The organism is Micromonospora lutea, from assembly GCF_016863535.1.
Lineage (GTDB): Bacteria > Actinomycetota > Actinomycetes > Mycobacteriales > Micromonosporaceae > Micromonospora > Micromonospora lutea.
In genome coordinates, this window is record NZ_BOPB01000007.1 from 204714 (window position 1) to 229010 (window position 24297).

The 24297-nt window shown below is 72.8% G+C and carries 23 protein-coding genes; 10 read left to right on the plus strand and 13 right to left on the minus strand.

Translation table 11 applies throughout. The features are described 5' to 3' along the window. Positions 1–38: 38 nt before the first annotated feature. Positions 39–275 (plus strand): hypothetical protein, encoded by a 237-nt coding sequence (locus Vlu01_RS07750; protein WP_155222099.1) that lies wholly within the window; start codon positions 39–41, stop codon positions 273–275. Between the two features lie 46 nt (positions 276–321). Continuing rightward, positions 322–1797, plus strand: a complete 1476-nt coding sequence (locus tag Vlu01_RS07755) for an MFS transporter (protein ID WP_373307306.1) — start codon at positions 322–324, stop codon at positions 1795–1797. An 8-nt stretch (positions 1798–1805) separates the two neighbouring features. Here the strand turns inward: Vlu01_RS07755 and Vlu01_RS07760 are convergent, their stop codons facing one another. From Vlu01_RS07760 to Vlu01_RS07800, 9 genes are all read right to left on the minus strand, one after another. Next, a complete protein-coding gene (locus Vlu01_RS07760) occupies positions 1806–2504 on the minus strand; it encodes a hypothetical protein (RefSeq protein ID WP_203995916.1) in 699 nt (232 codons plus the stop codon). Between the two features lie 214 nt (positions 2505–2718). Next, complete coding sequence (locus tag Vlu01_RS07765; protein ID WP_203995918.1) at positions 2719–3822, minus strand: DUF3626 domain-containing protein; 1104 nt, start codon at positions 3820–3822, stop codon at positions 2719–2721. 80 nt (positions 3823–3902) lie between these two features. Next, on the minus strand, positions 3903–4532 hold the full coding sequence (locus tag Vlu01_RS07770; RefSeq protein WP_203995920.1) for an MBL fold metallo-hydrolase: 630 nt from the start codon (positions 4530–4532) through the stop codon (positions 3903–3905). Then, complete coding sequence (locus Vlu01_RS07775) at positions 4532–5617, minus strand: S-(hydroxymethyl)mycothiol dehydrogenase (protein ID WP_203995923.1); 1086 nt, start codon at positions 5615–5617, stop codon at positions 4532–4534. Before Vlu01_RS07775 ends, Vlu01_RS07770 begins: the two co-directional genes overlap by 1 nt. Next, positions 5614–7038 (minus strand): MFS transporter, encoded by a 1425-nt coding sequence (locus tag Vlu01_RS07780; protein WP_203995924.1) that lies wholly within the window; start codon positions 7036–7038, stop codon positions 5614–5616. The genes Vlu01_RS07775 and Vlu01_RS07780 overlap by 4 nt, the downstream gene beginning before the upstream one ends. Further along, positions 7035–7697 (minus strand): GntR family transcriptional regulator, encoded by a 663-nt coding sequence (locus Vlu01_RS07785; protein WP_203995926.1) that lies wholly within the window; start codon positions 7695–7697, stop codon positions 7035–7037. The genes Vlu01_RS07780 and Vlu01_RS07785 overlap by 4 nt, the downstream gene beginning before the upstream one ends. Before the next feature lie 127 nt (positions 7698–7824). Then, entirely contained in the window at positions 7825–8694 is an 870-nt protein-coding gene (locus Vlu01_RS07790) for an SDR family NAD(P)-dependent oxidoreductase (RefSeq protein ID WP_203995927.1), read from the minus strand. Then, positions 8687–10171 (minus strand): flavin-containing monooxygenase, encoded by a 1485-nt coding sequence (locus Vlu01_RS07795; protein WP_203995929.1) that lies wholly within the window; start codon positions 10169–10171, stop codon positions 8687–8689. Before Vlu01_RS07795 ends, Vlu01_RS07790 begins: the two co-directional genes overlap by 8 nt. 62 nt (positions 10172–10233) lie before the next feature. Then, the gene (locus Vlu01_RS07800) at positions 10234–10884 is read right to left on the minus strand and encodes a phosphotransferase (RefSeq protein WP_203995938.1); all 651 of its coding nucleotides are present in this window, start codon (positions 10882–10884) and stop codon (positions 10234–10236) included. Positions 10885–10991: 107 nt separating this feature from the next. Here Vlu01_RS07800 and Vlu01_RS07805 point away from each other — a divergent pair, with 107 nt between their 5' ends. Genes Vlu01_RS07805 through Vlu01_RS07820 form a run of 4 tightly spaced genes read left to right on the plus strand, consistent with a single transcriptional unit; the run spans position 10992 to position 17048 of the window. Continuing rightward, a complete protein-coding gene (locus tag Vlu01_RS07805; protein WP_203995942.1) occupies positions 10992–11636 on the plus strand; it encodes an ATP-binding cassette domain-containing protein in 645 nt (214 codons plus the stop codon). Further along, the gene (locus Vlu01_RS07810) at positions 11633–12919 is read left to right on the plus strand and encodes an extracellular solute-binding protein (protein ID WP_203995949.1); all 1287 of its coding nucleotides are present in this window, start codon (positions 11633–11635) and stop codon (positions 12917–12919) included. The genes Vlu01_RS07805 and Vlu01_RS07810 overlap by 4 nt, the downstream gene beginning before the upstream one ends. Next, positions 12916–14679, plus strand: a complete 1764-nt coding sequence (locus Vlu01_RS07815; RefSeq protein WP_203995951.1) for an ABC transporter permease — start codon at positions 12916–12918, stop codon at positions 14677–14679. The genes Vlu01_RS07810 and Vlu01_RS07815 overlap by 4 nt, the downstream gene beginning before the upstream one ends. After that, on the plus strand, positions 14676–17048 hold the full coding sequence (locus Vlu01_RS07820) for a tetratricopeptide repeat protein (protein WP_203995953.1): 2373 nt from the start codon (positions 14676–14678) through the stop codon (positions 17046–17048). Before Vlu01_RS07815 ends, Vlu01_RS07820 begins: the two co-directional genes overlap by 4 nt. Before the next feature lie 73 nt (positions 17049–17121). On the opposite strand, the gene Vlu01_RS07825 is transcribed toward Vlu01_RS07820, so the two are convergent. Continuing rightward, a complete protein-coding gene (locus Vlu01_RS07825; RefSeq protein ID WP_203995955.1) occupies positions 17122–17724 on the minus strand; it encodes an MBL fold metallo-hydrolase in 603 nt (200 codons plus the stop codon). 92 nt (positions 17725–17816) lie between these two features. Next, positions 17817–18359, minus strand: a complete 543-nt coding sequence (locus tag Vlu01_RS07830) for a MarR family winged helix-turn-helix transcriptional regulator (protein ID WP_203995957.1) — start codon at positions 18357–18359, stop codon at positions 17817–17819. Between the two features lie 107 nt (positions 18360–18466). Between Vlu01_RS07830 and Vlu01_RS07835 the strand changes: the two genes are divergently transcribed. The 3 genes from Vlu01_RS07835 to Vlu01_RS07845 all read left to right on the plus strand — a co-directional run bounded on the left by Vlu01_RS07835 (position 18467) and on the right by Vlu01_RS07845 (position 21858). Next, positions 18467–20113 (plus strand): LLM class flavin-dependent oxidoreductase, encoded by a 1647-nt coding sequence (locus Vlu01_RS07835; protein WP_203995959.1) that lies wholly within the window; start codon positions 18467–18469, stop codon positions 20111–20113. A gap of 247 nt (positions 20114–20360) precedes the next feature. After that, positions 20361–20885, plus strand: a complete 525-nt coding sequence (locus Vlu01_RS07840) for a DUF1772 domain-containing protein (protein WP_203995961.1) — start codon at positions 20361–20363, stop codon at positions 20883–20885. Positions 20886–20985: 100 nt separating this feature from the next. Continuing rightward, entirely contained in the window at positions 20986–21858 is an 873-nt protein-coding gene (locus Vlu01_RS07845) for a pentapeptide repeat-containing protein (RefSeq protein ID WP_203995966.1), read from the plus strand. 41 nt (positions 21859–21899) lie between these two features. Here the strand turns inward: Vlu01_RS07845 and rnhA are convergent, their stop codons facing one another. Continuing rightward, on the minus strand, positions 21900–22379 hold the full coding sequence (gene rnhA / locus Vlu01_RS07850) for a ribonuclease HI (protein ID WP_203995974.1): 480 nt from the start codon (positions 22377–22379) through the stop codon (positions 21900–21902). Positions 22380–22454: 75 nt separating this feature from the next. Between rnhA and Vlu01_RS07855 the strand changes: the two genes are divergently transcribed. Further along, complete coding sequence (locus Vlu01_RS07855; protein ID WP_239095767.1) at positions 22455–22979, plus strand: GNAT family N-acetyltransferase; 525 nt, start codon at positions 22455–22457, stop codon at positions 22977–22979. Here the strand turns inward: Vlu01_RS07855 and Vlu01_RS07860 are convergent. After that, the gene (locus Vlu01_RS07860) at positions 22973–24229 is read right to left on the minus strand and encodes a lycopene cyclase family protein (RefSeq protein WP_203996030.1); all 1257 of its coding nucleotides are present in this window, start codon (positions 24227–24229) and stop codon (positions 22973–22975) included. The genes Vlu01_RS07855 and Vlu01_RS07860 overlap by 7 nt on opposite strands. Positions 24230–24297: the final 68 nt, after the last annotated feature.

Genomic DNA, 24297 nt, shown 5'->3' on the forward strand with positions numbered 1-24297 from the left:
CCGCCTGCCGCAGGCGGACGAGGCGCGAGGAGGACACCATGCAGCAGGTGCGGCTGTCGGACATCGAGGCTCGGGTGTACGACGCGGTGGCGGCCCTGGAGGCCCGCGGCCAGGTCCCGTACCCGGACATGATCGCCCAGGAGTGCGGCCTGACCGAGGAGCAACTGCAGACCCCACTGCATCTGCTCACCGAGAAGAACCTGCTGCACCGGGAGGATTCGCCGATGGCCGGGCTCGACTTCGGCCCCCGCTTCTGTGCGCAGCAGTTGGCATGACGGGTCGCCACGCGCACCACCCGACGGGACCGCGCCGGATCGCCGGTTGAGATCAGCGGGATCAGGCGGTTCGGCGAGGTCCGACGCGGCGGTGAACGACCGGCGACGCTGGCAGGCACTCGGCGTCGGGTTGGTCGCGGCGTTCATGACACTGCTCGACATCAGCATCGTCAACGTCGCCCTGCCCTCATTGGAGCGTGCCCTGCAGGCCGATTCGAGCGACCTGCAATGGGTGCTGTCCGGGTACGCCCTGAGCTTCGGACTGGTTCTGGTGCCGGCGGGGCGCTACGGAGACGTGCGGGGGCGACGCGGCGCGTTCGTCTTCGGCATCGCCCTGTTCACGCTGACCAGCGCGCTGGCCGGGCTGGCCCAGTCCCCCGGCTGGCTGATCGCCGCCCGGCTGCTCCAGGGTGCCGCCGCCGGTGTGGTCAACCCGCAGGTGACCGGCCTGATCCAGCAGCTGTTCGCCGGGCCCGAACGGGCCCGGCCCTTCGGGTGGCTCGGCGCCACCATCGGCATCTCCACCGCCATCGGCCCGCTGCTCGGCGGTCTGCTGATCGCCGCCGGTGGCCCGGAACACGGCTGGCGGTGGGTCTTCTTCGTCAACGTGCCGGTAGGGATCGTCGCGGTGCTGCTCGGCTGGCGGTTGCTGCCCGGTCGGGTCACCCCACGCGGCTCGCAGCGCCGGTTCGACCCGGTCGGGGTGCTGCTGCTCGGCATCGGCGTGACGCTGGTGCTGCTGCCGCTGGTGCAGCGCGAGCAGTGGCACGGCGCGACGAAGTGGCTGCTGGTGCCCGCCGGCATGGCGACCCTCGCCGGTTTCGTCGGCTGGGAGCGGCGGTACGCCCGGCACGGTCCGCCGTTGTTCGACGTACGCCTGTTCGGTATCCGGTCGTACGGCCTCGGCTCGACGATCGCGCTGCTCTACTTCGGCGGGTTCACCGCGATCTTCTTCATCTTCACCCTCTACCTGCAGAACGGGCGTGGCTACAGCGCCCTGGTCGCCGGTGCGGCGATCACCCCGTTCGCGCTCGGCTCGGCCGTCGCGTCCGCGGTCGGGGGGCGGGTGGTCAACCGGTACGGCCGCCCCCTGGTCGCCACCGGGCTGGTCGTGGTGGTGAGCGGTCTGGGCCTCGCCGCGCTGGCCATCGAGCTGGTACCACACGCCCCCGTGCCCTGGGTGACCGCGTTGCCGCTGCTGGTCGCCGGCATCGGCAGTGGTCTGGTGATCGCTCCCAACCAGACGCTGACCCTGTCGGAGGTGCCGGTACCGCAGGCCGGCAGCGGTGCCGGCATGTTGCAGACCGGGCAGCGGATCGGTTCGGCCGCCGGGATCGCAGTGGTCGGCGCGGTCTTCTTCACCGCGCTGGGCGACGGCGCGGACGCCTGGTCAAGGGCGTTCGAGCGGTCGCTGCTCACCTCGGCGGCGATCATCACACTGGCCCTGGTGGCGGCCGGCGTCGACATCGTCCGCAACCACCGCGGCCGGCCCCACGAGCGGGGCCGGCCGGTGGATCACTGACGTCGGTGTCACCAGAGCTGCGAGACGATGTCCGCCGCCTGCTCCTCCCACTGCGCGTAGTGGAACGGATAGGCCGACACCTGCACCGTCTGCGCGGCGGTGGTCAGCGGCAGATCGCGCCAGCCGCCGACGTTCTTCAGCGCCTCGAAGAAGACGGTCGAGGAGTACTCGGGATCGGTGATCTGCTGCACGCTGCCCCAGCCGGTGGAGGGACGCTGCTGGAACAGGCCCTGCGAGTCGTGGTCGTTCCACGCCCCCAGGTGCCCGAGGTTGTAGAGCTTCGACTCCTGCAACGCGGTGGCGATGCCGATCACCGCACCCCGCTCACCGACACCGGTGCGCTTGGCCACCTCGATGATGGTCTTGGCGTTGTCGCGCTGGACGTCGTCGAGCGGTACGCGCGACTGGGCGCCCTGCACGCCGTGCGGGATCAGGTCCTGGCGGGTCGGCTTCCCGGCGTCCGGCTTGTCGGTGCGGCCGGCGGTGGTCAGCCCGGATTCCACGGTGACACCGGCGGTGGCGCGCCCGGTCGCCCGGTCGATCGCCGCGACCGCGCCGGAGTGCGGGCCGGCGGTGATCGGTGCGGCCACGGCCGTGGGGCCGAAGGCAAGTCCGGCGAGGGCCGTCACACCCACCACGCTGAGCGCGGTCTTCCGGTTCGGGATCGTCGCGATGGCCGGGAGCCATCGAGTGAAGTCCAGCTTCACGATGGTTGCCCTTTCGATCGGGTACGAGCCGCTCGGGGTTGAGCCGCTCTCGGGGGGACAGGCGCGGGCCGTTTGCCAGCCGGCGCTATGGGGGACACAACCGGGCTGGCATGTCCGCCATTCCGGAAATGAACCAGCCGCCGTGGGCTGCGACCCAGGTCACGTCGCGGACCGGTGCGCACGGCTCGGCAGGGCACGAACCCGACGGCGGGTGTCAGACCTCGTAGGGGAGGCCGAAGCGCACCAGGACGTGCCAGAGTTGCTTGAGGTGCTGCAACGTGTCCGTGGACGGGCCCCGATCGGTCCACCGTCCCGGCTCGGTCACCACCGACGCCGCAGCCCGCCCGATCAGCGCGGCGTGCACCGGCTCCCCCGCCCGAGCGAACTCGGTGTGCACCCGCGCGGCCAGCGTCGGGATCGCCGGGCCACGGAACTCGGCATCCACCCGGTCCACCGGCAGCGCGAAGCCGGCGTGCCAGCGGATCGGGAAGCCGAACCGGTCGGCGGCGGCGCTCAGACTCGCCGCGGTGCCGGTGCCCCGGAACGAGGGATCGACGACCAGTTCCAGGACGTCCCGACTCAGGCGGATCTCACCGTGCACCTGCGCCTCGATGTAGTCGTCGAGGGCGCGGCCGGCCGCCCGAGGTGACGCGACCAGCGTCTCCTGACAGCGCAGCAGCTCACCGGTGAGGGTCGCCAGATCCACACCGGGACGGCCCAGACACACACCGGTATCGGCGGTCGCGGTGAGCAGGGCGGCCAACACCGGCTCGACCACGTCGACCGTGCCCACGTCGCGCGGTCCGAGGTGGCTGTCGCCGAAGCAGAAGGTGGTCCGGGTCAGTACCTCGGGACGCAGCCGCAGGTGGCAGGAGCCGAACCGGGGGCAGGCACCGTCGGGATGGTCGAGCAGGTTCAGGCCGCCGTACTTCGGCCGCTCCCCCGGCCCGACGCCCGGTCGCTGGTAGGCGCCGCCGAACAGGCGCTGTTCCCAGCGGTCCCGGTCACCGCCGGGGTAGGCGGTGAGACCACCATTGGAAATCCGCGTCTCGAACTGGCTGCGGTAGATCCCTTCGGTGGCGAGCGCCTCGGCGACCGTGCGCCCGTCGGCACGCAGCCGGTCCGGGTGGAAGTTGAGGGTGATCCGTCCCTGTCGGCCGAGCGCCGCGACGAGCCGCTCCGGTTCGAGGCGTACGCCGGTGCCGGCCAGCGCACGCCCGATGGTGGCCAGCGCGGCGGGACGTGCGCGCATTGCCACCGTGCGTACGTGGCGCAGTGCCGCCTGTTGGGCGACGGTCAGCGTCGGGTCGAGGGACATGCCGGCAAGTCTCGCCAGGGCCGGCCCGCCCTTGCACCCCGGTTTTCGGCGTACCGGACGAGCCGTCCCCGGCAGCGGCCTCAGTGGCCCCTGGCAAGCCACTGCGGCAGCTGCGGCGCCTCGGCCCCGATGGTGGTGCTGTCCCCGTGCCCGGTGTGCACCACGGTGTCCGGCGCGAGGGTGAGCAGCCGCCCGCGGATCGACTCGACGATGGTGCCGAAATCGCTGTACGAGCGGCCGGTGGCCCCCGGACCACCGGCGAACAGGGTGTCACCGGTGAAGACGACACCCAGCTCGGGGGCGTACAGGCAGCACGCGCCGGGGCTGTGCCCGGGTGTGTGCAACACGATCAGCGTGGTACCGCCCACCTCGATGGTCTGGCCGTCGTCGAGCGTGCCGCTCGGTGGTTCATCGGGGTGCACCAGGTCCCACAGCACCCGGTCGGCGGGGTGCAGCAGCACCGGGGCGCCGGTGGCCCGGGCCAGCTGCGGGGCGACCCGGACGTGGTCGTCGTGGGCGTGAGTGGCGATGATCGCGGTGACCCGCCGCCCGTCCACCACCGCGAGGATGGCGTTGACGTCGTGCGGAGCGTCGATCACGACGCACTCGGTGTCGTCACCGACCACCCACACGTTGTTGTCGACGTCGAAGGTCTGACCGTCCAGGGAGAAGGTGCCGGAGGTGACGGTGTGGTCGATGCGGGCGGCCATCAGAAGACCACCACCGAGCGGAGCACGTCACCGCGATGCATCCGGGCGAACGCCTCCTCCACCCCGTCCAGGCTGATCTCCTCGGTGACGAAGGCGTCCAGGTCGAGGCGGCCCTGCAGGTACAACTCGGTGAGCATGGGGAAGTCCCGGCTGGGCAGGCAGTCGCCGTACCAGCTGGACTTGAGGGCGCCACCGCGGCCGAAGACGTCCAGCAGCGGCAGCTCGACGCGCATCTGTGGGGTGGGTACGCCCACCAGCACGACGGTGCCGGCCAGGTCGCGGGCGTAGAAGGCCTGTTTCCAGGTCTCCGGGCGGCCGACCGCGTCGATCACCACGTCCGCGCCGAAGCCGCCGGTGGCGGCCTGGATCTCCGCCACCGGGTCGGCCTCGGAGGCGTTGACGGTGTGGGTGGCGCCGAACCTGCGGGCCCAGTCGAGCTTGCGGGAATCGGTGTCCACCGCGATGATCGTCGTCGCTCCGGCCAGGGCCGCGCCGGCCACCGCCGCGTCGCCGACGCCACCGCAGCCGATCACCGCCACCGAGTCACCACGGGTCACCCCGCCGGTGTTCATCGCCGCGCCGAGGCCCGCCATCACCCCGCAGCCGAGCAGCCCGACGGCGGCGGGCCGGGCCGCCGGGTCCACCTTGGTGCACTGGCCGGCGTGGACCAGGGTCTTCTCGGCGAAGGCGCCGATGCCCAGTGCCGGGGCGAGTTCGGTGCCGTCGGTCAGGGTCATCTTCCGGGTGGCGTTGTGGGTCGCGAAGCAGTACCACGGGCGGCCCCGACGGCAGGCCCGGCACACCCCGCAGACGGCGCGCCAGTTGAGCACCACGAAGTCACCGGGTGCGACGGCGTCCACACCCTCGCCGACCTGCTCGACGATGCCGGCGGCCTCGTGGCCGAGCAGGAACGGGTAGTCGTCGTTGATGCCGCCCTCGCGGTAGTGCAGGTCGGTGTGGCACACGCCGCACGACTGCACCCGGACCACCGCCTCGCCCGGACCGGGGTCGGGCACCACGATGTCGGTGACCTCGACGGGTGCGCCCTTGCTGCGGGAGATGACTCCCCGTACCTGCTGACTCACGTTGTCCTCCTCCGCGCCGACCCGCGCCCTGCAGTCACCGCACGGCGACGTCGGCGGCGGCTGCCACGCTCCCCTTCACAGGCGAACCTACCGCCGGGACGACGGATCGGCACCGCTTCGAGGGCGGTACCGGGCGCGGCGGGTCCGCCGTGGTCCCGACGGGCCACGTTGCGCCAGCGCAGCACCTGCGCCACGCCGACGGCCCAGAGGAGGTACTGCACCGCGAACGCCCACCGGAACGCGGTCAGGTCGGGCGCGGACCGCCCGGCCGGCGTGGCCAGGTCGAGCACCAGGCCGACGGCGATCACCAGGATGATCGACGCGGTGAAGCCGCCGACGTTGACGATGCCGGTGGCGCTGCCGATCCGGCTGACCGGATTGAAGGTGCGCGCGTAGTCGAAGCCGATCATGGAGCCGGGGCCGTTGAGGGCCAGCACCAGCACCAGCACGACCAGCAGCCAGCCCGGAGCACGACCGGGCCAGGCGAGCACCACCGCCCAGACCGCGGCCGTGGCGCCGGTGATGCTGAACACCAGCACGGACCGACGCAGCGGGTACCGGGCGCACAGGTGCGCGATCGTCGGCCCGGTCAGCAGCATCGCGAGGGTCAGCAGGGTGAGCAGCGACGCCGCCACGGTGGGACTGAGCCCCTGGCCCTGCACCAGGAACGGGAAACCCCACAGCAGCGCGAAGACGGTGCCGGAGAACTGGGTGACGAAGTGCGTCCAGAGCCCGAGCCGGGTGCCGGGATGCGACCACGCCTCGGCGAGCCGCGCACCGTACCCGGCGGGCGGCGACGGCGCGGTGACGCCCACCGGCTCCTGTGGATAGTCACGGACCGCGGCCAGCGCCACCAGCACCGCCGCCGCGCCGAGTCCAGCGGCGGTGAGGAAGGCGGCGGTCCAGCCGGCATGCTGCAGCAACGCCACCAGCGGCACGGCGCCGAGGACCGCGCCGAGCTGCCCGAGCGTCCCGGTCAGTTGCACGAGCAGCGGATTGCGGTGGCCCGGAAACCAGAACGCCACGAGCCGCAGCACGCTGATGAAGGTCATCGCGTCGCCGAGGCCGATCAGCACCCGGGCCGCCACAGCGAGGCGTACGTCGGTCACCAGGGCGAAGGTCAGCTGCCCGGCGACCATCAACGCGCCACCGACGATCAGGAGCCGGCGCGAGCCGTACCGGTCCAGCAGCATCCCGACGGGCACCTGCATGATCGCGTACACGGCGAGCTGAGCCACGCTGAACATCGCCAGCGTGGCGGCGGAGATCTCGAAGCGGTCCGTGGCGGCCACTCCGGTCACCCCGAGCGAGCTGCGGTGGAACACCGCCGCCACGTACGCGGCCAGCGCCACGCCCCAGACCAGCGCCGCGCGTCCACGCGTCGTGCCCGGTGCGGACTCGGCCAGGGCGGATGGGCTCACCGCGGACTCAGGAACACGCGCGCCGCACTGTCGATGTGCGCGGCCACGGCGGTGATCCACGGCTGCGGGTCGTCGGAGTCGAGGGCGGCCAGTTGGGCTGCGTGCTCGGTCAGCGCCGTCTCCGCCCAGCGCGGTGAGAGCCGGAAGCTGGCCTCCCCCATACGCAGCTGCCGGTCCCGCAGCCGCTGGTACAGCTCGGCGAGAATCCGGTTGCCGGCGGCGTCGACAACGGTGGCGTGGAACGCCCGGTCGGCGGCCATCAGGGCGGTCAGGTCACCGGCGGCGTGCGCGGTGCGCATCTGCGCCAGCAGGTCGGCCAGGTCGGCGCGGATCTCGGCGCGGCGGGGCCAGACCTGCGCGGCGGCGTGCGTCTCGACCAGCCGGCGGGCCTCGATGACGTCGGCGATCTCGCGGGCCGAGACGGGCAGGATCAGCGCCCCGCGCTTCGGGAAGAGCCGGACCAGTCCCTCGGCTTCGAGCCGCAGCAGAGCCTCCCGCACCGGCGTGCGGGAGACCCCGGTGGCATCCGCGATCTCTCCCTCGCTGACCAACGACCCTCCGGGATGCAACTGTTCGAGGATGGCGCGTTTGAGGTGACGGTAGGCGCGCTCGGCGGCCGATGGCGCGGCGATCTGATCGGCCGCGGAGGGATGCGTCATGTATCTATGATGCGGTCCTGGGTCGGTCGGGCGATCACCGGGGTGCGCGTCCCTGGTCACGGCGGTGGTGTTCCGCACGCCGGCCATCCCTGGCGGAGCGCCGGCCACCGGGGTCCTGCCGCCGCGCTCAGACCGGCGTACGGCTCCGCCCGGCGGTGGGCCCTCGGACGGCGCCCCGGTTCACGACGGCGGCCAGGAGACGGCCGTGGCCGGCCGGCGCGACCCGGGCCAGCAGGTCCAGCAGCCGCGTCGACCAGCCGATCAGCACGCGCCCGCGCCGACGGGCCACGCCGCGCAGGATGGTCTCCGCGGCAACGGCCGGGTCGATGGTGAGCAGCCGCTCGAACCGCTGCAGGCCCGCCTCGTACTCGACCCGGTCGACACCACTGCCGACCCGGGCGTCACGGGCGATGCGGGTGCGGATGCCACCGGGATGGACGCAGGTCACGCCGATGCCCTCGGTGGCGAGTTCGTGCCGCAGCGCTTCGGTGAAGCCCCGTACCGCGAACTTGCTGGCCGCGTAGGCGACCTGACCGGGCGGGGCGAACAACCCGAACAGGCTGGAGATGGTGACCAGGTGTGCACCGGGCTCGGCCCGCAGCGCCGGCAGCAGCGCGTGGGTCAGCTGCACCACGGCCCGGAAGTTGACGTCGACGACCCAACTGAACTCCGCCAGGGTCACCTCGTCGAATCGGCCCCCCAACGCCACCCCGGCGTTGTTCACCAGCAGCCGGATCCGGGGGTGCCGCTCGACGATCCGGTCGGCGAGCGCGGCGGTGGCCTCCACGTCGGCCAGGTCGACCTGATGGGTCCACACCTGCTGCCCCGGGTACGCGGCGCGGAGCGCGGCGGCCACCGCCGCCAGCCCGGACGCGTCCCGGTCGAGGAGAACCAGCGCGGCACCCCGGCGGGCCAAACCGTGGGCCAGGGCGGCACCGATGCCACCGGCCGCCCCGGTGAGCACCGCGACCCCGCCGCTGACGGTGAACCTACGCATCGACGGGACTCCTTCGCGGTGAGCCGGCCCGGTCGAACCGGACGTTGGCGTCGGTCAGCCGCCCGTACCGCATGGACAGCAGGTCACGCAGGTAGTTCTGGGGCAGTCGCCACGGCCCCCGGGTACCCATCCGGGGCAGTCGCCCGACACCGCGTCGCACGTACCCGGAGGTGAGGCCGATCAGCGGTGGACGCGGGCCCGGCGGCGGGGCCACCGGGGTGACGATCTGGGTGCCGGTACGGTCCAGATGGCGCAGCAGCCGGCACACGTAGCGGGCCACCAGGTCGGCCTTGAGCGTCCAGGAGGCGTTGGTGTAGCCGATGGTCATGGCGAAGTTCGGCACGCCGGAGAGCATCATTCCCTTGTAGGCGACGGTTTCCGGTAGGTCCACGTCGACCCCGTCCACCCGCAGGGTCATGCCGCCGAGGGCCAGCAGGTCCAGCCCGGTGGCGGTGACCACCACGTCGGCGGGCAGTTCCCGACCCGAGGCGAGCCGAATGCCCCCGGTGGTGAAGGCGTCCACGGTGTCGGTGACCACCTCGGCCCGCCCGTCGGACACCACCGTGAACAGGTCACCGTCGGGAACCACGCACAACCGCTGGTCCCACGGGTCGTAGCGAGGGGTGAAGTGCCGTTCGACGTCGTAGCCGGCGGGTAGCCGGCGGGCCGCGTCCCGACGCAGCAGCCCGCGTACCAGCCCGGGGGCGCGCCGGCTCAGCTGGTAGTTGGCCGCGGCGAGCAGGACGTTCTTGCCGCGCACGATCGGGTGCGCCAGGCGCGCCGGTAGCAGCCGCCGCAGGGCGTCGGCGAGCCGGTCGCGGGAGGAGAGCGCCAGCAGGTACGTGGGTGAGCGTTGCAGCATGGTCACCCGGGCCGCCTGCCGAGCCAGCGCCGGCACCAGCGTCACGGCGGTGGCACCGCTGCCGATCACCACCACACGGCGGTCGGTGAGGTCGAGGTCGGCGGGCCAGTGCTGCGGGTGCACGATCCGACCGGTGAACCGCTCCTGGCCGGCGAAGTGTGGCGTGTGGCCGGCCTCGTACCGGTAGTAGCCGGTGCAGGCGTACAGGAAGGAGCAGGTCAACACCACGGTCTCGGCGGTGTCCTCGCGGCGGACGTGCACCGTCCAGCGGCCCCGCTGGCTGTCCCACTCGGCCCGCTGAACCCGGTGTCGGAAGCGGATGTGACGGGTGACGTCGTGTTCGTCGGCGGTACGACGCAGGTACTCGCGGATGGTCGCGCCGTCGGCAAGGCTCTTCGGGGCGGTCCACGGTGCGAACGAGTAGCCGAGGGTGAACATGTCGGAGTCCGAACGGACGCCGGGGTAACGGAACAGGTCCCAGGTGCCGCCGATCGCGTCGCGTGCCTCGACCAGCGCGTAGGTCCGGCCCGGGTGGCGACGCCGCAGGTGGCAGGCGGCACCGATGCCGGAGAGGCCCGCGCCGACGATGAGCACGTCGACGTGGTCCGGGGTCATCTCGCCTCCTGCCCGCACATGATGATCGAAAGCCTATCGCCCGTTGCGGACGAGTTCCCGGCTCACGAGGTGAGCAGGGCCGCCGCCGAGTCCAGCAGCGCCAGCTCGGTCGGCGTCTGGGTGGGGTTGGCACGTCGGAGGGCCACGGCCTCGACGACCAGCGGGACGGCGTGGTCACGCAGCGCGTACCGGTAGGCGCGCTGCATCTCGTCGGCGGCCGCCGCCATCGGTTGGTCCGGGTCGACCGCGACCTGGGCGAGGATCAGGGCGGTCATCGCCACGTCCAGTCCGGGCCGGCCGTGCTGGACGTTGCGCCAGTCGACCAGCACCGCGCCGCTCGGGCCGAGGAGGACGTTGTCCGGGTGCAGGTCCAGGTGCAGGATCCGCTCGCCGTCGGCGGCGCCGGGCAGCGGCGTGACGGCGTGCAGCCGACGGTGCAACCCGGCGAGGAGATCGGCCGCCGCCACCGCCTCGATCGTGCCGGCCACCAGCGCCTGGAGCATCGTCGGCCCGGCCACCCGCTGCATGACGAGGTCCGCTCCCTCGGCCCGGTGCACCCGGGGCACCGGGAAGCCGGCGGTGTGCAGGTGGGACATGAACCGGGCCTCGACGGTGACGTCGGTGCCGTCCCGGTAGCGACGCAGCACCAGACCGGCGTCGAGGGCGTAGACGTCGGCGTCCCGGCCGGCGGCGAAGGGGGTCGAAGCTGCCATGACTGGCACGGTAACGGTAGCCCCGGAGCCACGATGGACCGCGGGTGGGGCACCGAACGTGGTTGCCCTGTGACACGCTGGGATGACGACGAGGGTCGCCGGAGGTGATGGCCACGTTACGCACGCTCGACCTCGTTGCCGTGCCGGACCTGTCACCGCTCAACCTGGACGTGGCCGTCGGCGCGACGGTCGCCCTGGTCGCCGGGGCGGCACCGGCCACCGCCGTGGCCCGGGTGATGGCCGGGCTGGCCGCGCCGGTCACCGGCCGCATCCTGGTCGGCGGCCGAGACGTCACCGACCTGCCGCCGTTGCGCCGCCGCATCGGATACGTGCCGGCCGGCGGTGCCCTGCTGCCCCACCTCACCGCCGGTCGCAACATCTCCTACGGTCAACGCCGTCGCCAGTGGGTACGCGACGTCGCCGAAGGCTGGGCGGCCGTGCTGGTCGACCGACTCGAACTCGCTCCGACCCTGGGTCTGCGCCCGCACCTGCTGTCCGAGGCGCAACGCTTCCGGGTCGCACTCGCCCGGGCCATGGCCTGCCTGCCCGAAGTGCTCGTGATCGACCTGCCGGCCCCGGTCGACGGGGCGCGCCTACCGGACCTGCTCGACCGTACGTCCCCACCGGACGCCCCGGGTGTGACGGTGCTGCTCTGCTCGGCCCACGAGGAGGTGTTGGCCGACGTGACCCATCGGGTGCCACTCGCCGACGAAGCGCCACCCGGTCCGGTCCAGCCGGCGGTGCGGCCATGACCGGGCTCGGACTTCGCCGCCGGGCCCTGCTGCGGGCCGCCGCGGCGAGCACCGCCGCCGTGGCCGGCGTCGGAGGGTGCGGGCGGGGCCGCCGCTCGCTGCAGGTGGCGGTCGTCTGGGCCAACGACGAGCTGATCCGGTTCCGGAAAGTGGTCGCCAACTACCCGACGACGGTGCAGGTGGTCGGGGTGGGCAACGACATCGACGCCTTCCTGACCGCACGTCGTGCCGCCGGCACCAGTCCCGACGTGGCGATCCTGCCCCGCCCGGGTCTGGTGGTCGCGTACGCCCGACGGGGTTGGCTCAGCGAATTGACCCCGGCCGCCAGCTACACCGCCCCACCCGGCATGACCGACCTGCTCAGCGTGAACCGCCGGCGCTACGGCGTATGGATCAAAGCGGCACACAAGTCGCTGTTCTGGCACTTCCCGTCGATGCTGGACGCCGAACCGCCGAGAACCTGGGACGCCTTGGTGGCGTTGACCCGCCGTCTCGGCGCACGGCACCGGGTCGGCGCGGGCCCGGCCCCGCTGGCGATCGGCGCGGCGGACGGCTGGGTGCTCACCGACTGGTTCGAGAACGTGCTCGCCGACGTCGCCGGCGTGGAGCTGTACGGGGCGCTGGCTTGTGGTGAGGCCAGCTGGGAGGACCAGCGCGTGGCGTACGCGCTGGACCGGCTGGCCGAGTTGTGGAGTGTGGACGGTGCCTTCCCGGGCGGCGGGCGGCGGGCCCTGCTCACCCAGTTCGCAGAGTCGATCATTCAGGTGGTGCATCACCGTGCGGCGACCATGGTGTTCGGAGCCGACTTCGTCGACGCGGTCGCCGCCCAGTTCAGCCAGGGTACCGAGCCGCTGGCCACGTTCCGGTTTCCCGGCGCCCGGATGGTCGATCGACCGCTGATCGTCGGTGGCGACGCGGCGGTGGCGTTCGCCGGCGCCACGGGCGGGGCGGAACTGGTGCGCTGGCTCAGCGACGCGACGGCTTTCCTGCCCTGGCTGGACGCCGGCGGCTACCTCTCCCCCAACCTGGCCGTACCGGTGGACAGCTACCGCGACCCGTTGCGGCGACGGCTCGCCGGCGAGCTGCGCGCCGCCGACACCGTGCAGTTCGACCTCTCCGACCAACTACCCGGCACCTTCACCGGCACCGACGGGGTGGGGATCTGGCGGATCATGCAGGACTTCTTCATGAACGTCACCGACGGCATGCCGGCCCGGGATGCGATCCGCCGGGCCACCGGGCAGCTCGCCGCGGCGGCCGAGGCGGCAAGGGGCGGCCGGTGAGCCGGGGACCGCTGCTGGGCGAACTGGCGGTACTCGACGACGTCGGACCGCCCCGGCGCGGTCGGGCCTACCCGGCCGCCGGCGTCGGCTGGGCGCTGCTGACCCCGGCGGTGCTGCTGCTCGGCGGTCTGCTGGCCTGGCCGGTGCTGCGTACGATGCACGCCAGCGTCACCACCGACGGCCGCTGGGTCGGTGACGAACACTACCGGGCCGCGCTCTCCGCCCCCGGCAGCGCCGCGGTGATCGGACGGACCCTGCTGTGGGCGCTGCTGGTACCGGCGGTGGTCACCGTCCTGGGTTACCTGCTCGCCGCCGCCTCCCGGCGTTCCCAGGAGGGCTGGCTGGTCCGGCTCATTCTGGTGGTGCCGACCGCGCTGCCACTGGTGGTCACCGGCGTGACCTTCCGGCTGCTCTACGACCCCGATCCGCAGCGCGGGCTGGCCACCCTGCTGCTGGTCCGGGTGACCGGGCGCGACCCGGAGCAGCTGCCGCAACTGCTCGGGCCGGGCCTGGTCACCGTCGCGGTGATGTCCGCGTTCGTGTGGGCCTGGGTCGGGCTGGCGATGCTGGTGTTCCGGGCCGCCCTCGACGCGGTGCCGTCCGGGCTCGTCGACGCGGTGCGCGCCTTCGGCGGCAACCGCCGCGACGTGTTGTGGGACGCGCAGTGGCGACCGCTGCTGCTGCGTACCGTCGCGGTCGTCTTCGCCCTGGTCGCGGTCGGCACCAGCCGCACCTTCGACCTGATCCTGGTGATGACACCCGGTTCGGTACGGGACGAGGCCGCGGTGCTCTCGCTGCGGATCTGGCAGACCTCCGGTGCGACGACCACCGGTGAGGGCGCCGCCCTCGGGGTCGTCTGGCTGGTCGCGGTGACCGCCGGCATGCTGGTGGTGGCCCTGTTCGTCCGGCAGGCGTGGCCACCACCGCAGCAGCCGGCCGGTGCCGCCGTGACCTCGCCCCCACCACGGCGACTGGTCCGGCTGCTCGCCGCCGGAGCGGCGATCGCCTGGCTGCTGCCGCTGGGGGTGTTGGCGGCCACCTCGTTGCAGAGTCCGGTCCGGGCGGCGACCGGAGGTTGGTGGTCGAGCCCGCCGGGTCTGGACTCCTACCGGGCGGTGCTCTCCGGCACGGAGCTGTGGCGCAGCCTCGGGTTCACGTTGGTGCTCGCCACCGTCGTCACCGCCGCGGTGCTGGGCGTCGCGCTGCTCGCCGCGTACCCGCTGGCCTGGCTGACCGGGCCGGCCGCGCAGGTCACCGGGCTGGTGCTGATGGCCGCGGTGGTGGTTCCGGTGCAGGTGATCGCCGGTCCGCTCAACGAGGTGCTCGGGTTGACGCTCTCCTCCGGTACGGCTCGGGGGGTGGCCCTGGTGCACATCGCCCTGGGCGTCCCGTTCGCCGTGCTGGTGCTGCGCAACTCCTTCGCCGATCTGACCGCCGAGCAGATCCGTGCTGCCCGCCTCGGCGGCCGACACTGGTGGGGCACGCTGCGCCGGCTGGCCCGGCACAACCGCACCGCGCTGGTGGCGGTGGCCGTGCTGGAGTTCGTCCAGGTGTGGAACGACCTGGTGGTGGGACTGCTGTTCAGCGGCCCGGACGCGGCCCCGCTCGGCTTGTTCCTCGCCGGGCAGACCCGTGGCTTCGTGGCCGGCAGCGGCACGCTCGCCGCCGGTTGCGTGCTCGCCTCGATCCTGCCGGTACTGGTGTTCGTGCTGGCCCGCCGGCAGGTGGTCGCCGGTCTGGTCGCCGGTGGTGTGCGATGAGCGGGTCTCCGCCGCGCCGGCCACGGCTGCTGAGCGTGCTGCTGGCCGCCGGCGGGGTGGTCGGCGCGGGGATCAGTGCCGTGCTCGGCAACGTCACCGGCAACCTGCTCTCCGAGTTGTCGCTGACCGTCCTCGGCTCGGCGAGCCTGGGCCTGGCGGCGATCGGCGTGGTCGCCTCCTTCCTGGTGGAGTGGCGGCGGCGGCAACGCGAGCAGGTGCCGGCGGACGAGGAGGCCGCCAGCCCGGCGAGCAGCAACGCACCGACGCTGCCCTGGCCGGCCGGGTACACCGGCCGGCAGGGCCAGGCGGAGGCGGTGGTGGCCATGCTCGCCCCGGAGCACGCGGTGGCGGTGGTGGGCCGGCGGGCCGTCGGTACCTCCTGGTGCGCCATCCAGGCGGCGAACCTGAGCCGCAGGGACTTCCCCGACGGGCACTACTACCTCGACCTGCGCCGGGGTGGTCGGGCCCGCACGCCCCGGGAAGTGCTGGCCGCACTGGCCCGCATCGTCGGCACCAGCGCTCCGCGTACCGGCAGACCGGACGACCTCGTTGACGCCGCCGATGAGCTGCGCGGCCAGTTGGACGGCCGCAAGGTGCTCCTGGTACTCGACAACGTGGACTCACCGGCACAGGTCGTTGCGCTGCTGCCGCCCACCGCCCGGGACTGCCGGTTGCTGCTGGCCGGCACTGGTCGGCTCGCCGCGCTCGACGGCGTGATGGCGTACTGGCTGGCAGAGCCGGACGTCGGCGACGCGGTGGAGATGTTCGCCGACGCCGGAGCGGCCACCGTCGTGGCCCGCCCGCACCGCCCCGACCCACGCTCCGACCCGGCCGTCCGGGCCATCGTCGAGCTCTGCGGGCGACAGCCGCGCACGGTCACCGAGTTGGGGCGACGCAGCGCGCAGCACGGCTGGCGGTACGCCGACGTGCTGCACGCGCTGCGCCGCGCCGCCGACACGCCTCCCCACCAACGGGTGGGCGTATCACCCGTGACAGGGCTGGTCACCGCCCGTGACACCGCGTACCACGCGCTCAGTGGCGAAGCTCGCCGGCTGTGGCGGCTGCTGTCGCTGAGCCGGGTGCCGCTGGATCGGGCGACCATCGCCGCGCTGGCCGGACGTCGGCCGCACCGGATCGCCGCGCTGCTGGACGAACTGGCCGACGGTGCCTTCGTCGTCGGCGCGCCCGGCGACCGGTACGAGGTTCGTCCGCTGCTCGCCGGGTACGCCCGGATGCACCTGCGGGAGGTCGAGCCGGTGCACCGGCGGGTCACCGTGCAGGCGCGGCTGACCCGGCATCTGGCCCGCCGTGCCGAGCAACAGGTGGCCGCCCTGGCGACCGGCGCGCTCGACCGCGACCACCGACTCCCCGACGACGATCCGTACGGCTGGCTCGACCTGCACCAGGAGTTGCTGCTGGCGGTGGTGAAGGTGCCGGCCGGCGCGGTGGAGACGCTGCCACGCCAGGTCCGCAACTGGTGGTTCCGGCTGGCCGTGGCGCTGTGCGGGTGGCTCGCTCACACCGAGCGGCTCGACGAGTGGGAGGACGTCTGCCGCACGGTGCTGGCCAACCCGACCGCCCAGGACCGGCCGGAGATCGCCGGCTGGGCCCACAACGAGCTGGGGGTGCTGCGTCGCCGCCGACACGACCCGTACGGTGCGGTGGCCGCGCTCAGTCTGGCGGTGGCCGGGCAGGGTCGCCGTGGCACCGCTCAGGCGCGGATGAATCTCGGGCTGGCCCTGCTCGACCTCGGCCGCACCGACGAGGCGGTGGAGCATCTTGAGCTGTCGCGGCGGCACCGGGCCAGTTCCGACCGTGCCGGCCAGGCGCTCAGCGACCTCGGGCTGGGGGCGGCGAGGCTGGCGCGGTACGAGATGGAAAGCGCACACGAGCTGCTGGTGCGCGCGGCGAACTCGTTCCGGTCGCTTGGCGACGCACGCGGCTACGCGGCGGCGTTGACCAATCTGGTGCTGGTCCACTCGGCGATGGGCGAACACCTCGACGCGGCGCAGGCGTGGCGGGCCGCGCTGCGCGAGTACGAGTCGCTCGGTGACCCGGTCCACCGGGCGGTGGCGCTGCTCAACGCGGGCGTGGCGCTGCTGAATGTGGCACCGGGACAGGCCCGTCAGGCGTACGAGCTGCTGGCCGAGAGCTGGCGGCTGCGTCGCAGTGGCCGTCCGGACGCCGGGCTGGGTCGGACGCTGTTGCACCTGGGCGACGCGGCTGCGGCACTCGGCGACGACGAGGAGGCCCGCAGGTGCTGGTCGGACGCGGTGGCGACCTGCGAGGTGGCCGGCGACGACGACGGCCAGCAGGCCGCCGACGCCCGCCTGCGTGGTGGACGCTCTGCCGAGCCACGCCGGGGGTGACCCCGACCGCCACCCCACCGTGCTGACTCCCGACGAGCCTCGTTCCGAGACGCGGCGATCAACCGGAGCGGGGTCAGCGCGTCTCGCCGGGGGCGAGGTAGCGGTAGCCCGCAACGGTTTCGCCGAACCAGCCGTTGACGCTGGCCAGGCCGCGCTCGTTGAGTTGCGCGTCGTGGATCGGAAGGACCTCGGGGGCACCGACCTGGAGGGCGAAGTCGATCGCCTCGGTCAGTTTCAGCCAGGACGCCTGCGCCGGCACCAGCAGGGTCCGCACCGGCCGGTCGGGCAGGGCCAGCGAATCGCCCGGGTGGTAGAGCGTGTCGGCGACGACGTAGCCGAGGTTCGGACAGTCAGGCTGTCCACCGTGGATGGTGGCGTGCCGCCCGCCGACCGCGATGATGTCAAGGCCGGCGGCGACGAATCGCTCTCCCGGACGGACCCGGGTCACCGGCAGCGGGGTCAGTTCCGGCAGGGCGGCGCCCACGGGCGCGAAGACCGGTACGCCGAGGCCGGCCAACCGGAGCACGTCGATGTGGTCGGTGTGCTCGTGGCTGACCAGTACCGCGTCCGCGCCGAGCAGCGCGCGCGGCTCGCTCCAGGTGCCCGGGTCGATGACGAGGACGACGCCGTCGTGTTCGAGCCGGACGCAGGAGTGTGTGTACTTCGTGATCCGCATCCCGGGACGCTACGTCAGAGAACACGCCGCCGGGGTGCCGGCGTTCGCCAACCAGGCGTGCGGTCATCGGTCTGCCAGGGCTCGGTGACGCGCTACGTCAGGTCCGCGTCGGGCGTCGCCGTCCGACGCGCCCGGGTCGGCGGCCGTTCCGCCGCTGCCTCGGCCGCCTGGCACAGGTCGGTGAGCGGGTCGACCTCCTGAGCCGCGCAGGCCACCCGTCGCAGCAGGTCCCGCAGGGCGCTGGCCTGCTCCGGCGACAGCTGCCGCAGCAGGCGTGACTCGACCGCGCCGAGGGCCTCCCGGCGGTGTCGCGCGACATCCCGCCCGGTCTCGGTGAGGGTGACCAGGCGGCTGCGCCGGTCCGCCGGATCGGGTCGGCGGACCACCAGCCCGTCCCGCTCCAGGTCGTCGATCAGGTACGTCAACACGGTGCGGTCGATGCCGAGTTCTTCGGCGATCGCGCCCTGGTTGCGGGCGGGTTCCCGGTCGGCCGAGGTGAGCACCTGGTAGCCGCGGGGCCCGCCGGGGAGGTCACCGACGGCGTGGTCGGCGGCGCGGACGTAGGTGCGGAAGACGACACCGAGCATCCAGCCGAGATCGTCGTTGATCGGGTCACTGGCCTGGGCGCTGCTCATCGACCCACAATATCCTACGTCACATAATTTCTAGAGCAATTATGTTCTGCAGGGCATAACATTTCTGATGTGGCGGTCCACGCCGCAGGACCGAAAGGACAGCCGAGATGAGCGACTACGGGCACCCACTGACCTTCGGGTCGTTTCTCACTCCCGGCAACGCCGACCCGCTGCGGCCGGTCGGCCTGGCCATGCTCTCCGAGCAGGTCGGGCTCGACCTGGTGACGTTCCAGGACCACCCGTACCAGCCCGCATTCCTGGACACCTGGACACTGCTCAGCTTCGTCGCCGCTCGCACCGAACGGGTACGGCTGTCCGCCAATGTCACCAACCTGCCGCTGCGTCCGCCGGCCGTACTGGCCCGGAGCGTGGCCAGCCTCGACCTGCTCAGCGGCGGTCGGATGGAACTCGGCCTCGGCGCGGGCGCGTTCTGGGACGCGATCGAGGCGATGGGCGGTCGTCGCCTCACCCCGGGGCAGGGGGTACGCGCCCTGGAGGAGGCGATCGAGATCATCCGTCAGATATGGGACGTCGAGGCCCGGGGCGGTGTCCGGGTCGAGGGCGAGTTCCACCGGGCGGTCGGCGCCAAGCGCGGGCCGGCCCCCGCCCATGACATGGGCATCTGGCTCGGCGCCTACAAGCCGCGCATGCTGTCGTTGACCGGACGCCGCGCCGACGGCTGGCTGCCCTCCCTGGCTTACCTGCAACCCGGCGACCTGGCCCGGGGCAACGCCATCATCGACGAGGCCGCCGCAGACGCCGGCCGGTCCCCTGCCGACGTGCGCCGGCTGCTCAACGTCAACGGGCGGTTCGCGGCCACTGGGCGCGGCCCGCTGCACGGTCCGGCCGAACAGTGGGCCGAGGAACTCGCCGACCTGGCCCTGACCGCCGGGATCAGCACGTTCATCCTGGCCAGCGATGATCCGGACGACCTACGGCGGTTCGCCGCCGAGGTGGCACCGGCCACCCGGGAACTGGTCGCCGCCGAGCGCGCCGCCCCGTCGACCAGCCCCGCGACCAGCCAGGACCCCACCCCGACCGGGCAGACCAGCGCCGCCACCGGCCAGACCGGTACCGCGACCGGACCTTCCGGCAGGACCGGTGGCACCCGCGGCAGCACGGCGCCCGCCGGAGGCGCGGCCAGGGTCGCCGCCGCCCCGTTGGCCGTGGTGCCCACTCCCGACGACGGCGTCCGTCGCAGCGACGTGCGGGTGTGGGACGAGGCGGCCCGACCCACCGGGCCCACCCCGGACCCGGAGCGCGCCTACACGGCCCACGAGCAGGCCGGCGCGCAGCACCTGATCGACGTACACGACGGGCTGCGCGCCGAACTGGCCCAGATTCACGACTTGATCGAGCAGGTCGCGGCCGGTCTGATCGACGTGGGGACGGCCCGCTCGCACATCAACACGATGACCATGCGGCAGAACAAGTGGACGTTGGGCACCTACTGCGAGTCGTACTGCCGGGTGGTGACCACCCACCACACGATCGAGGACCGGTCGCTCTTTCCCCACCTGCGGCGGGCCGACCCACGGCTCAAGCCGGTCATCGACCGGCTCGAGGAGGAGCACCACGCCATCCACGACGTGCTGGAGGGTGTCGACCGCGCACTTGTCGCCTTCGTGGCCAGCCCCGACGGCATGGCCGAGTTGCGGGCCGCAGTGAACCTGCTCACCGACACGCTGTTGTCACACCTGGCCTACGAGGAACGGGAACTGATCGAGCCGATCGCCCGCCTCGGCGCGCACTAGGCGACGTCGGGCAGCGCCCCTCGACACCCTCCACCGGAGGCCGCTGCCCCGCTTCCCCGCCACCACCACCGCCGGCCGCCGGCGCTGCACCGCCTGTCGCTCACGGACGTGCGGAACGGCCAGGCCGTACGTCGAAAGGCGACCCCCAACCGAGTCGCCGGACGGCAGTCGCCGCACCGGCAGCCGCCTAGCGTCGGGCACAGCAATCGTCCGCGCCCGCAGGGGCGCCGAACCGGTAGGAGGACCGGTGTCTCGCAGCAAGCTCATGTGGATCGCCCTGGTCGCGCTGACCTGGGCGGCGATGATGTCGTTCGGGGGCGTGGCGGCGGAGACCGTGATGCTCTACCCGAACATCTTCCACGACGCGCCGGCATCGCTGGAGCGTGCCCGCGACTTTCTGGCGGTCAGCGGCCCGAGTGACTACTTCCCGCCGCTGGGCGCCGCGGTGGTGCTGCTCGGCGTCGCAGCCACGGTGCTCACCTGGCGAGATCGCCGGCTGCGGTGGTGGGTCGCTGCCGCGACCGCGGTCTTCGTCGCGTGCGAGTTCCTGTTCTCGGTCGTCTTCTTCTGGCCCCGCAACGAGATCATGTTCGTCGACCCGGTCGGCACCCACACACCGCAGTACCTGCGCCAGGTCGCCGACGAGTTCGTCGCCGGACACCGGGTGCGGCTCGCCGGTGGCGCGGTGACCGCCGTGCTGGCCTTCACGGCTCTCCTGCGCTGGGCCCGTACCGCCGTCACGCCGGGTAGGAGCGACGGTAGCGGCGGCTGAGCCGGCCACTGCACGGAGTGCCGGGCAGCGGCGTACCGTCACGCTGGGTTCAGGAGCGGGGCGACCGATACCTGTGGCGCCGCGAGGAGGGACGGATCGGATGTTCGAGGGAAGCGGGTCGGCCCGCGTCGGCGAGTTGCAGGCCGACTGTGCCCGCTGCTTCGGCCTGTGCTGCGTCGCCCCCGCGTTCGCCGCGTCGGCCGACTTCGCGATCGACAAGCCCGCTGGGCAGCCGTGCCGCAACCTGCGGGCGGACTTCGGTTGCGCCATCCACACCGAGCTACGCGAACGGGGCTTCTCCGGCTGCACCGTATTCGACTGTTTCGGTGCCGGTCAGCGGGTCGCGCAGGTCACCTTCGGCGGGCGGGACTGGCGCGCAGCGCCACACAGCGCCCAACAGATGTTCGACGTCTTCGCGGTGATGCGACCGCTGCACGAACTGCTCTGGTATCTGACCGAGGCGCTCCGGCTGCGTCCACCGACCGACCTGCGTACGGAGTTGGAAGCCGCACTCGTCGAGACCGAGCGGCTGGCCGGCGGGAGCCCGGAAACGCTGCTCGCCCTCGATGTCGACGCGCACCGGGCAACGGTCAACGCGCTGCTGTCGCGTACCGCCGATGTGGCCCGTGCCCACGGCGGAGCCGGCGCCGACCTGCGTGGCGCCGCACTGATCGGCCGCGACCTGCGGCGCGCCACCCTGCGCGGGGCGAACCTGCGGGGCGCCTTGTTGATCGGCGCCGACCTGCGCGGCGTGGACCTCGCCCGGGCCGACCTGACCGGCGCGGATCTGCGCGGCGCGGACCTGCGCGGCGCGGACCTGTCCGAAGTGCTCTTCCTGCACCGGTCACAGGTCGATGCCGCGCGCGGTGACTCGCGGACCCGGCTACCGCAGCGGATCAGCCGCCCGGGCCACTGGTCACACCTGCCGCTCACCCCAGCGAGGCCGGCGCGGCGACGCGGCAGACCTGGCTGACCGGGCCGGCCAGTTGCCGCTCACGTCCGCAGATCGGCCGGTCAGCGACCCGTCGGCGCCGCAGCGGTCCGGGCCTCGTTCATGCCCTGGTTGGCCAGCGCGTCAGCCCGCTCGTTCTCCGGGTGCCCGTTGTGGCCCTTGACCCACAGCCAGGTGATCTGGTGTCGGGCGCAGGCGGCCTCCAGCCGCTGCCACAGGTCGGCGTTCTTGACCGGCTGCTTCGCGGCGGTCAGCCAGCCGTTGCGTTTCCAGGATGCCAACCAGCTGGTGATGCCGTTGCGCACGTACGTGCTGTCGGTGTGCAGCTCGACGGTGACCGGGCGGGTCAGGCTCTCCAGTGCCTCGATGGCGGCGGTCAGTTCCATCCGGTTGTTGGTGGTCGCACCCGCCTCTCCGCCGCACAGCTCGCGTTCGTGGGAGCCGTAACGAAGCACCGCACCCCAGCCACCTGGGCCCGGGTTGCCGCTGCACGCCCCGTCGGTCCAGATCCGCACCATCCGGCCGGCCGTCTCCTCCACCATGGCGGCAAACCCTACCGGTCGGCGGGCCCACGGGAAGCCCGACGGGCCGTTAGGGTCGACGGAGTGAGTGGAGTCGTGACTGACAGCCAGCTGCTGATCCGACCGGCGGAGCCGGGCGACGCGGACATGCTGCACCGTTTCATTGTCGAGCTGACCGAGGCCGAGCAGTATCCGGGCGAGGTGACCGCGCAACCGACGGACGTGGCGGCTGCACTGTTCGGTGACCGGCCGGTGGCCGAGGCGGTGGTGGCCGACATCGCCGGTGAGCCGGTCGGCTTCGCGCTCTACTACGCCACGTACAGCACCGTGGCCGGCCGGCCCGGCATCCACCTCGACGACCTGTACGTCCGGCCGGAGCACCGCGGCGGCGGTATCGGCCGGGCGTTACTGGCCCATCTGGCGAGGTTGGCCGTGGAGCGCGGCTGCGCCCGCCTGGAGTGGTGGGTGCTGCGTACCAACGATCCGGCGTTGCGCTTCTACCGACGGCTGCACGCTCGCACCGTCGACGAGATCGACGTGCTCCGGCTGGAGGGGCCACAGCTGCGGACGCTAGCCGCCGACCACCGGAGGCCCGGGACGGCTCACGTCCCGGCTCACTGACCTGAGGCGTCGGCGCTCGGCAGCTCGGTGTCGACGACGGCCGGCGGCACGCTCCACGAGGGGCGGCGTGACGGCGCGAGCCGGTCGCGGATCCGAGCCGCGGCATCGGCGACAGTGGCGGTGACCATCGGTCGAAGCCGGGTCGAGCGCATCACCGCCAGGTCCTCGGCGACGGTGGTGTGGCCGTCGAGGAAGCGCAGTACCCGGTCGGCAGGGTTGCGGGCGAAGAGGCGGCCGAAGAAGTCCGGACCGTCGACCAGGCCGGCGTCCAGCGCCCGCAACGCGACCGCGTCCATCCATCTGTGTCGCCGGGGATACGCGGGCGTGGGCACCGGCGGCCGGCCGGCGGCGACCGCCCGCGCGACCTGCTCGGCCTGACGATACATCGCCGAGAAGGTGAAGCCGGTCGAGGGACGGGTGGCACCGCCGGCCGTACCGAGACGCACCACCCGTGGTGAGGGTCGGGCCACGAACGGGCCGTCGGTCATCGGAATGACACCGTTCTCGACCTCGGTCACGGTGAGGCGGGCCGGGTCAAGACCGAGCAGGTCCCGGTATCCGGCCAGCGCCGCGTCGTACGCCGCCCCGGTCAGCAGGTCGGGTGAGAACTCGGTGTACTCGACCAGCGCGTACCGGCTGTCGACCGGCAGCACGTAGCCGAAGGAGACACCCCGGGCCGGCTGCGGGGTGCGGAAGTCCATCAGGACCGCCCGCGCCGGGTCGAAGACCGGCCGGTCGGCCGCCAACCACCACCCCCGGAAATGCTGCAACCAGTTGGTACGCCCCGGCCGACGCGGTGGCCGGGGACGGGAGTCCAGCAGCCAGCGGGCGCGCAGCAGCGACCGACCGTCGACGGCATGCACCAGCACCCGCTCGCCGTCGTCGTCGACACGTCCGGCGGCGGCGACGATCCGGACCGCACCCAGGCGACGCTCCGCCTCGGCGGCCCGCTGGTAGATCGGCCCGGAGCGCAGCATCGCGTACCGCAGGGGCGTCAGGTCCAGAGCGCGATGCGTGTGCGGCGTGACCACCTCGACCCGTGACCAGCTGGCGCTGAGCAGGTCGTCCAGGTCGTTGCCCGGCTGGTCCCAGAACGCCCAGGTGCGGTCCTGCCCACGTCGGTGCACCGGGTCGACGACGGCGATCCGCACATCGCGTACCCGGTGCCGGTCCAATGCGGCCAGCACCAGCGACGCCGCGCCACCCCCACCAACCAGGGCAAGATCGACATCGACGGGTGGGAAGGTCATCCGATCACGCTGCCACACCCCCGGGCTGGCCGGATGAGCAGGGGCAGCCCACCGGAAGGTGACAGCCC

Coding starts and splice junctions, on each gene's coding strand:
- Vlu01_RS07770 (WP_203995920.1), bottom strand. CDS start 4,532: ATGGCCGCCCGCATCGACCACACCGTCACCTCCGGCACCTTCTCCCTG.
- Vlu01_RS07785 (WP_203995926.1), bottom strand. CDS start 7,697: ATGACGCATCCCTCCGCGGCCGATCAGATCGCCGCGCCATCGGCCGCC.
- Vlu01_RS07845 (WP_203995966.1), top strand. CDS start 20,986: ATGTTCGAGGGAAGCGGGTCGGCCCGCGTCGGCGAGTTGCAGGCCGAC.
- Vlu01_RS07750 (WP_155222099.1), top strand. CDS start 39: ATGCAGCAGGTGCGGCTGTCGGACATCGAGGCTCGGGTGTACGACGCG.
- Vlu01_RS07805 (WP_203995942.1), top strand. CDS start 10,992: ATGGCCACGTTACGCACGCTCGACCTCGTTGCCGTGCCGGACCTGTCA.
- Vlu01_RS07790 (WP_203995927.1), bottom strand. CDS start 8,694: ATGCGTAGGTTCACCGTCAGCGGCGGGGTCGCGGTGCTCACCGGGGCG.
- Vlu01_RS07860 (WP_203996030.1), bottom strand. CDS start 24,229: ATGACCTTCCCACCCGTCGATGTCGATCTTGCCCTGGTTGGTGGGGGT.
- Vlu01_RS07825 (WP_203995955.1), bottom strand. CDS start 17,724: ATGCGGATCACGAAGTACACACACTCCTGCGTCCGGCTCGAACACGAC.
- Vlu01_RS07810 (WP_203995949.1), top strand. CDS start 11,633: ATGACCGGGCTCGGACTTCGCCGCCGGGCCCTGCTGCGGGCCGCCGCG.
- Vlu01_RS07800 (WP_203995938.1), bottom strand. CDS start 10,884: ATGGCAGCTTCGACCCCCTTCGCCGCCGGCCGGGACGCCGACGTCTAC.
- Vlu01_RS07795 (WP_203995929.1), bottom strand. CDS start 10,171: ATGACCCCGGACCACGTCGACGTGCTCATCGTCGGCGCGGGCCTCTCC.
- rnhA (WP_203995974.1), bottom strand. CDS start 22,379: ATGGTGGAGGAGACGGCCGGCCGGATGGTGCGGATCTGGACCGACGGG.
- Vlu01_RS07765 (WP_203995918.1), bottom strand. CDS start 3,822: ATGTCCCTCGACCCGACGCTGACCGTCGCCCAACAGGCGGCACTGCGC.
- Vlu01_RS07830 (WP_203995957.1), bottom strand. CDS start 18,359: ATGAGCAGCGCCCAGGCCAGTGACCCGATCAACGACGATCTCGGCTGG.
- Vlu01_RS07820 (WP_203995953.1), top strand. CDS start 14,676: ATGAGCGGGTCTCCGCCGCGCCGGCCACGGCTGCTGAGCGTGCTGCTG.
- Vlu01_RS07835 (WP_203995959.1), top strand. CDS start 18,467: ATGAGCGACTACGGGCACCCACTGACCTTCGGGTCGTTTCTCACTCCC.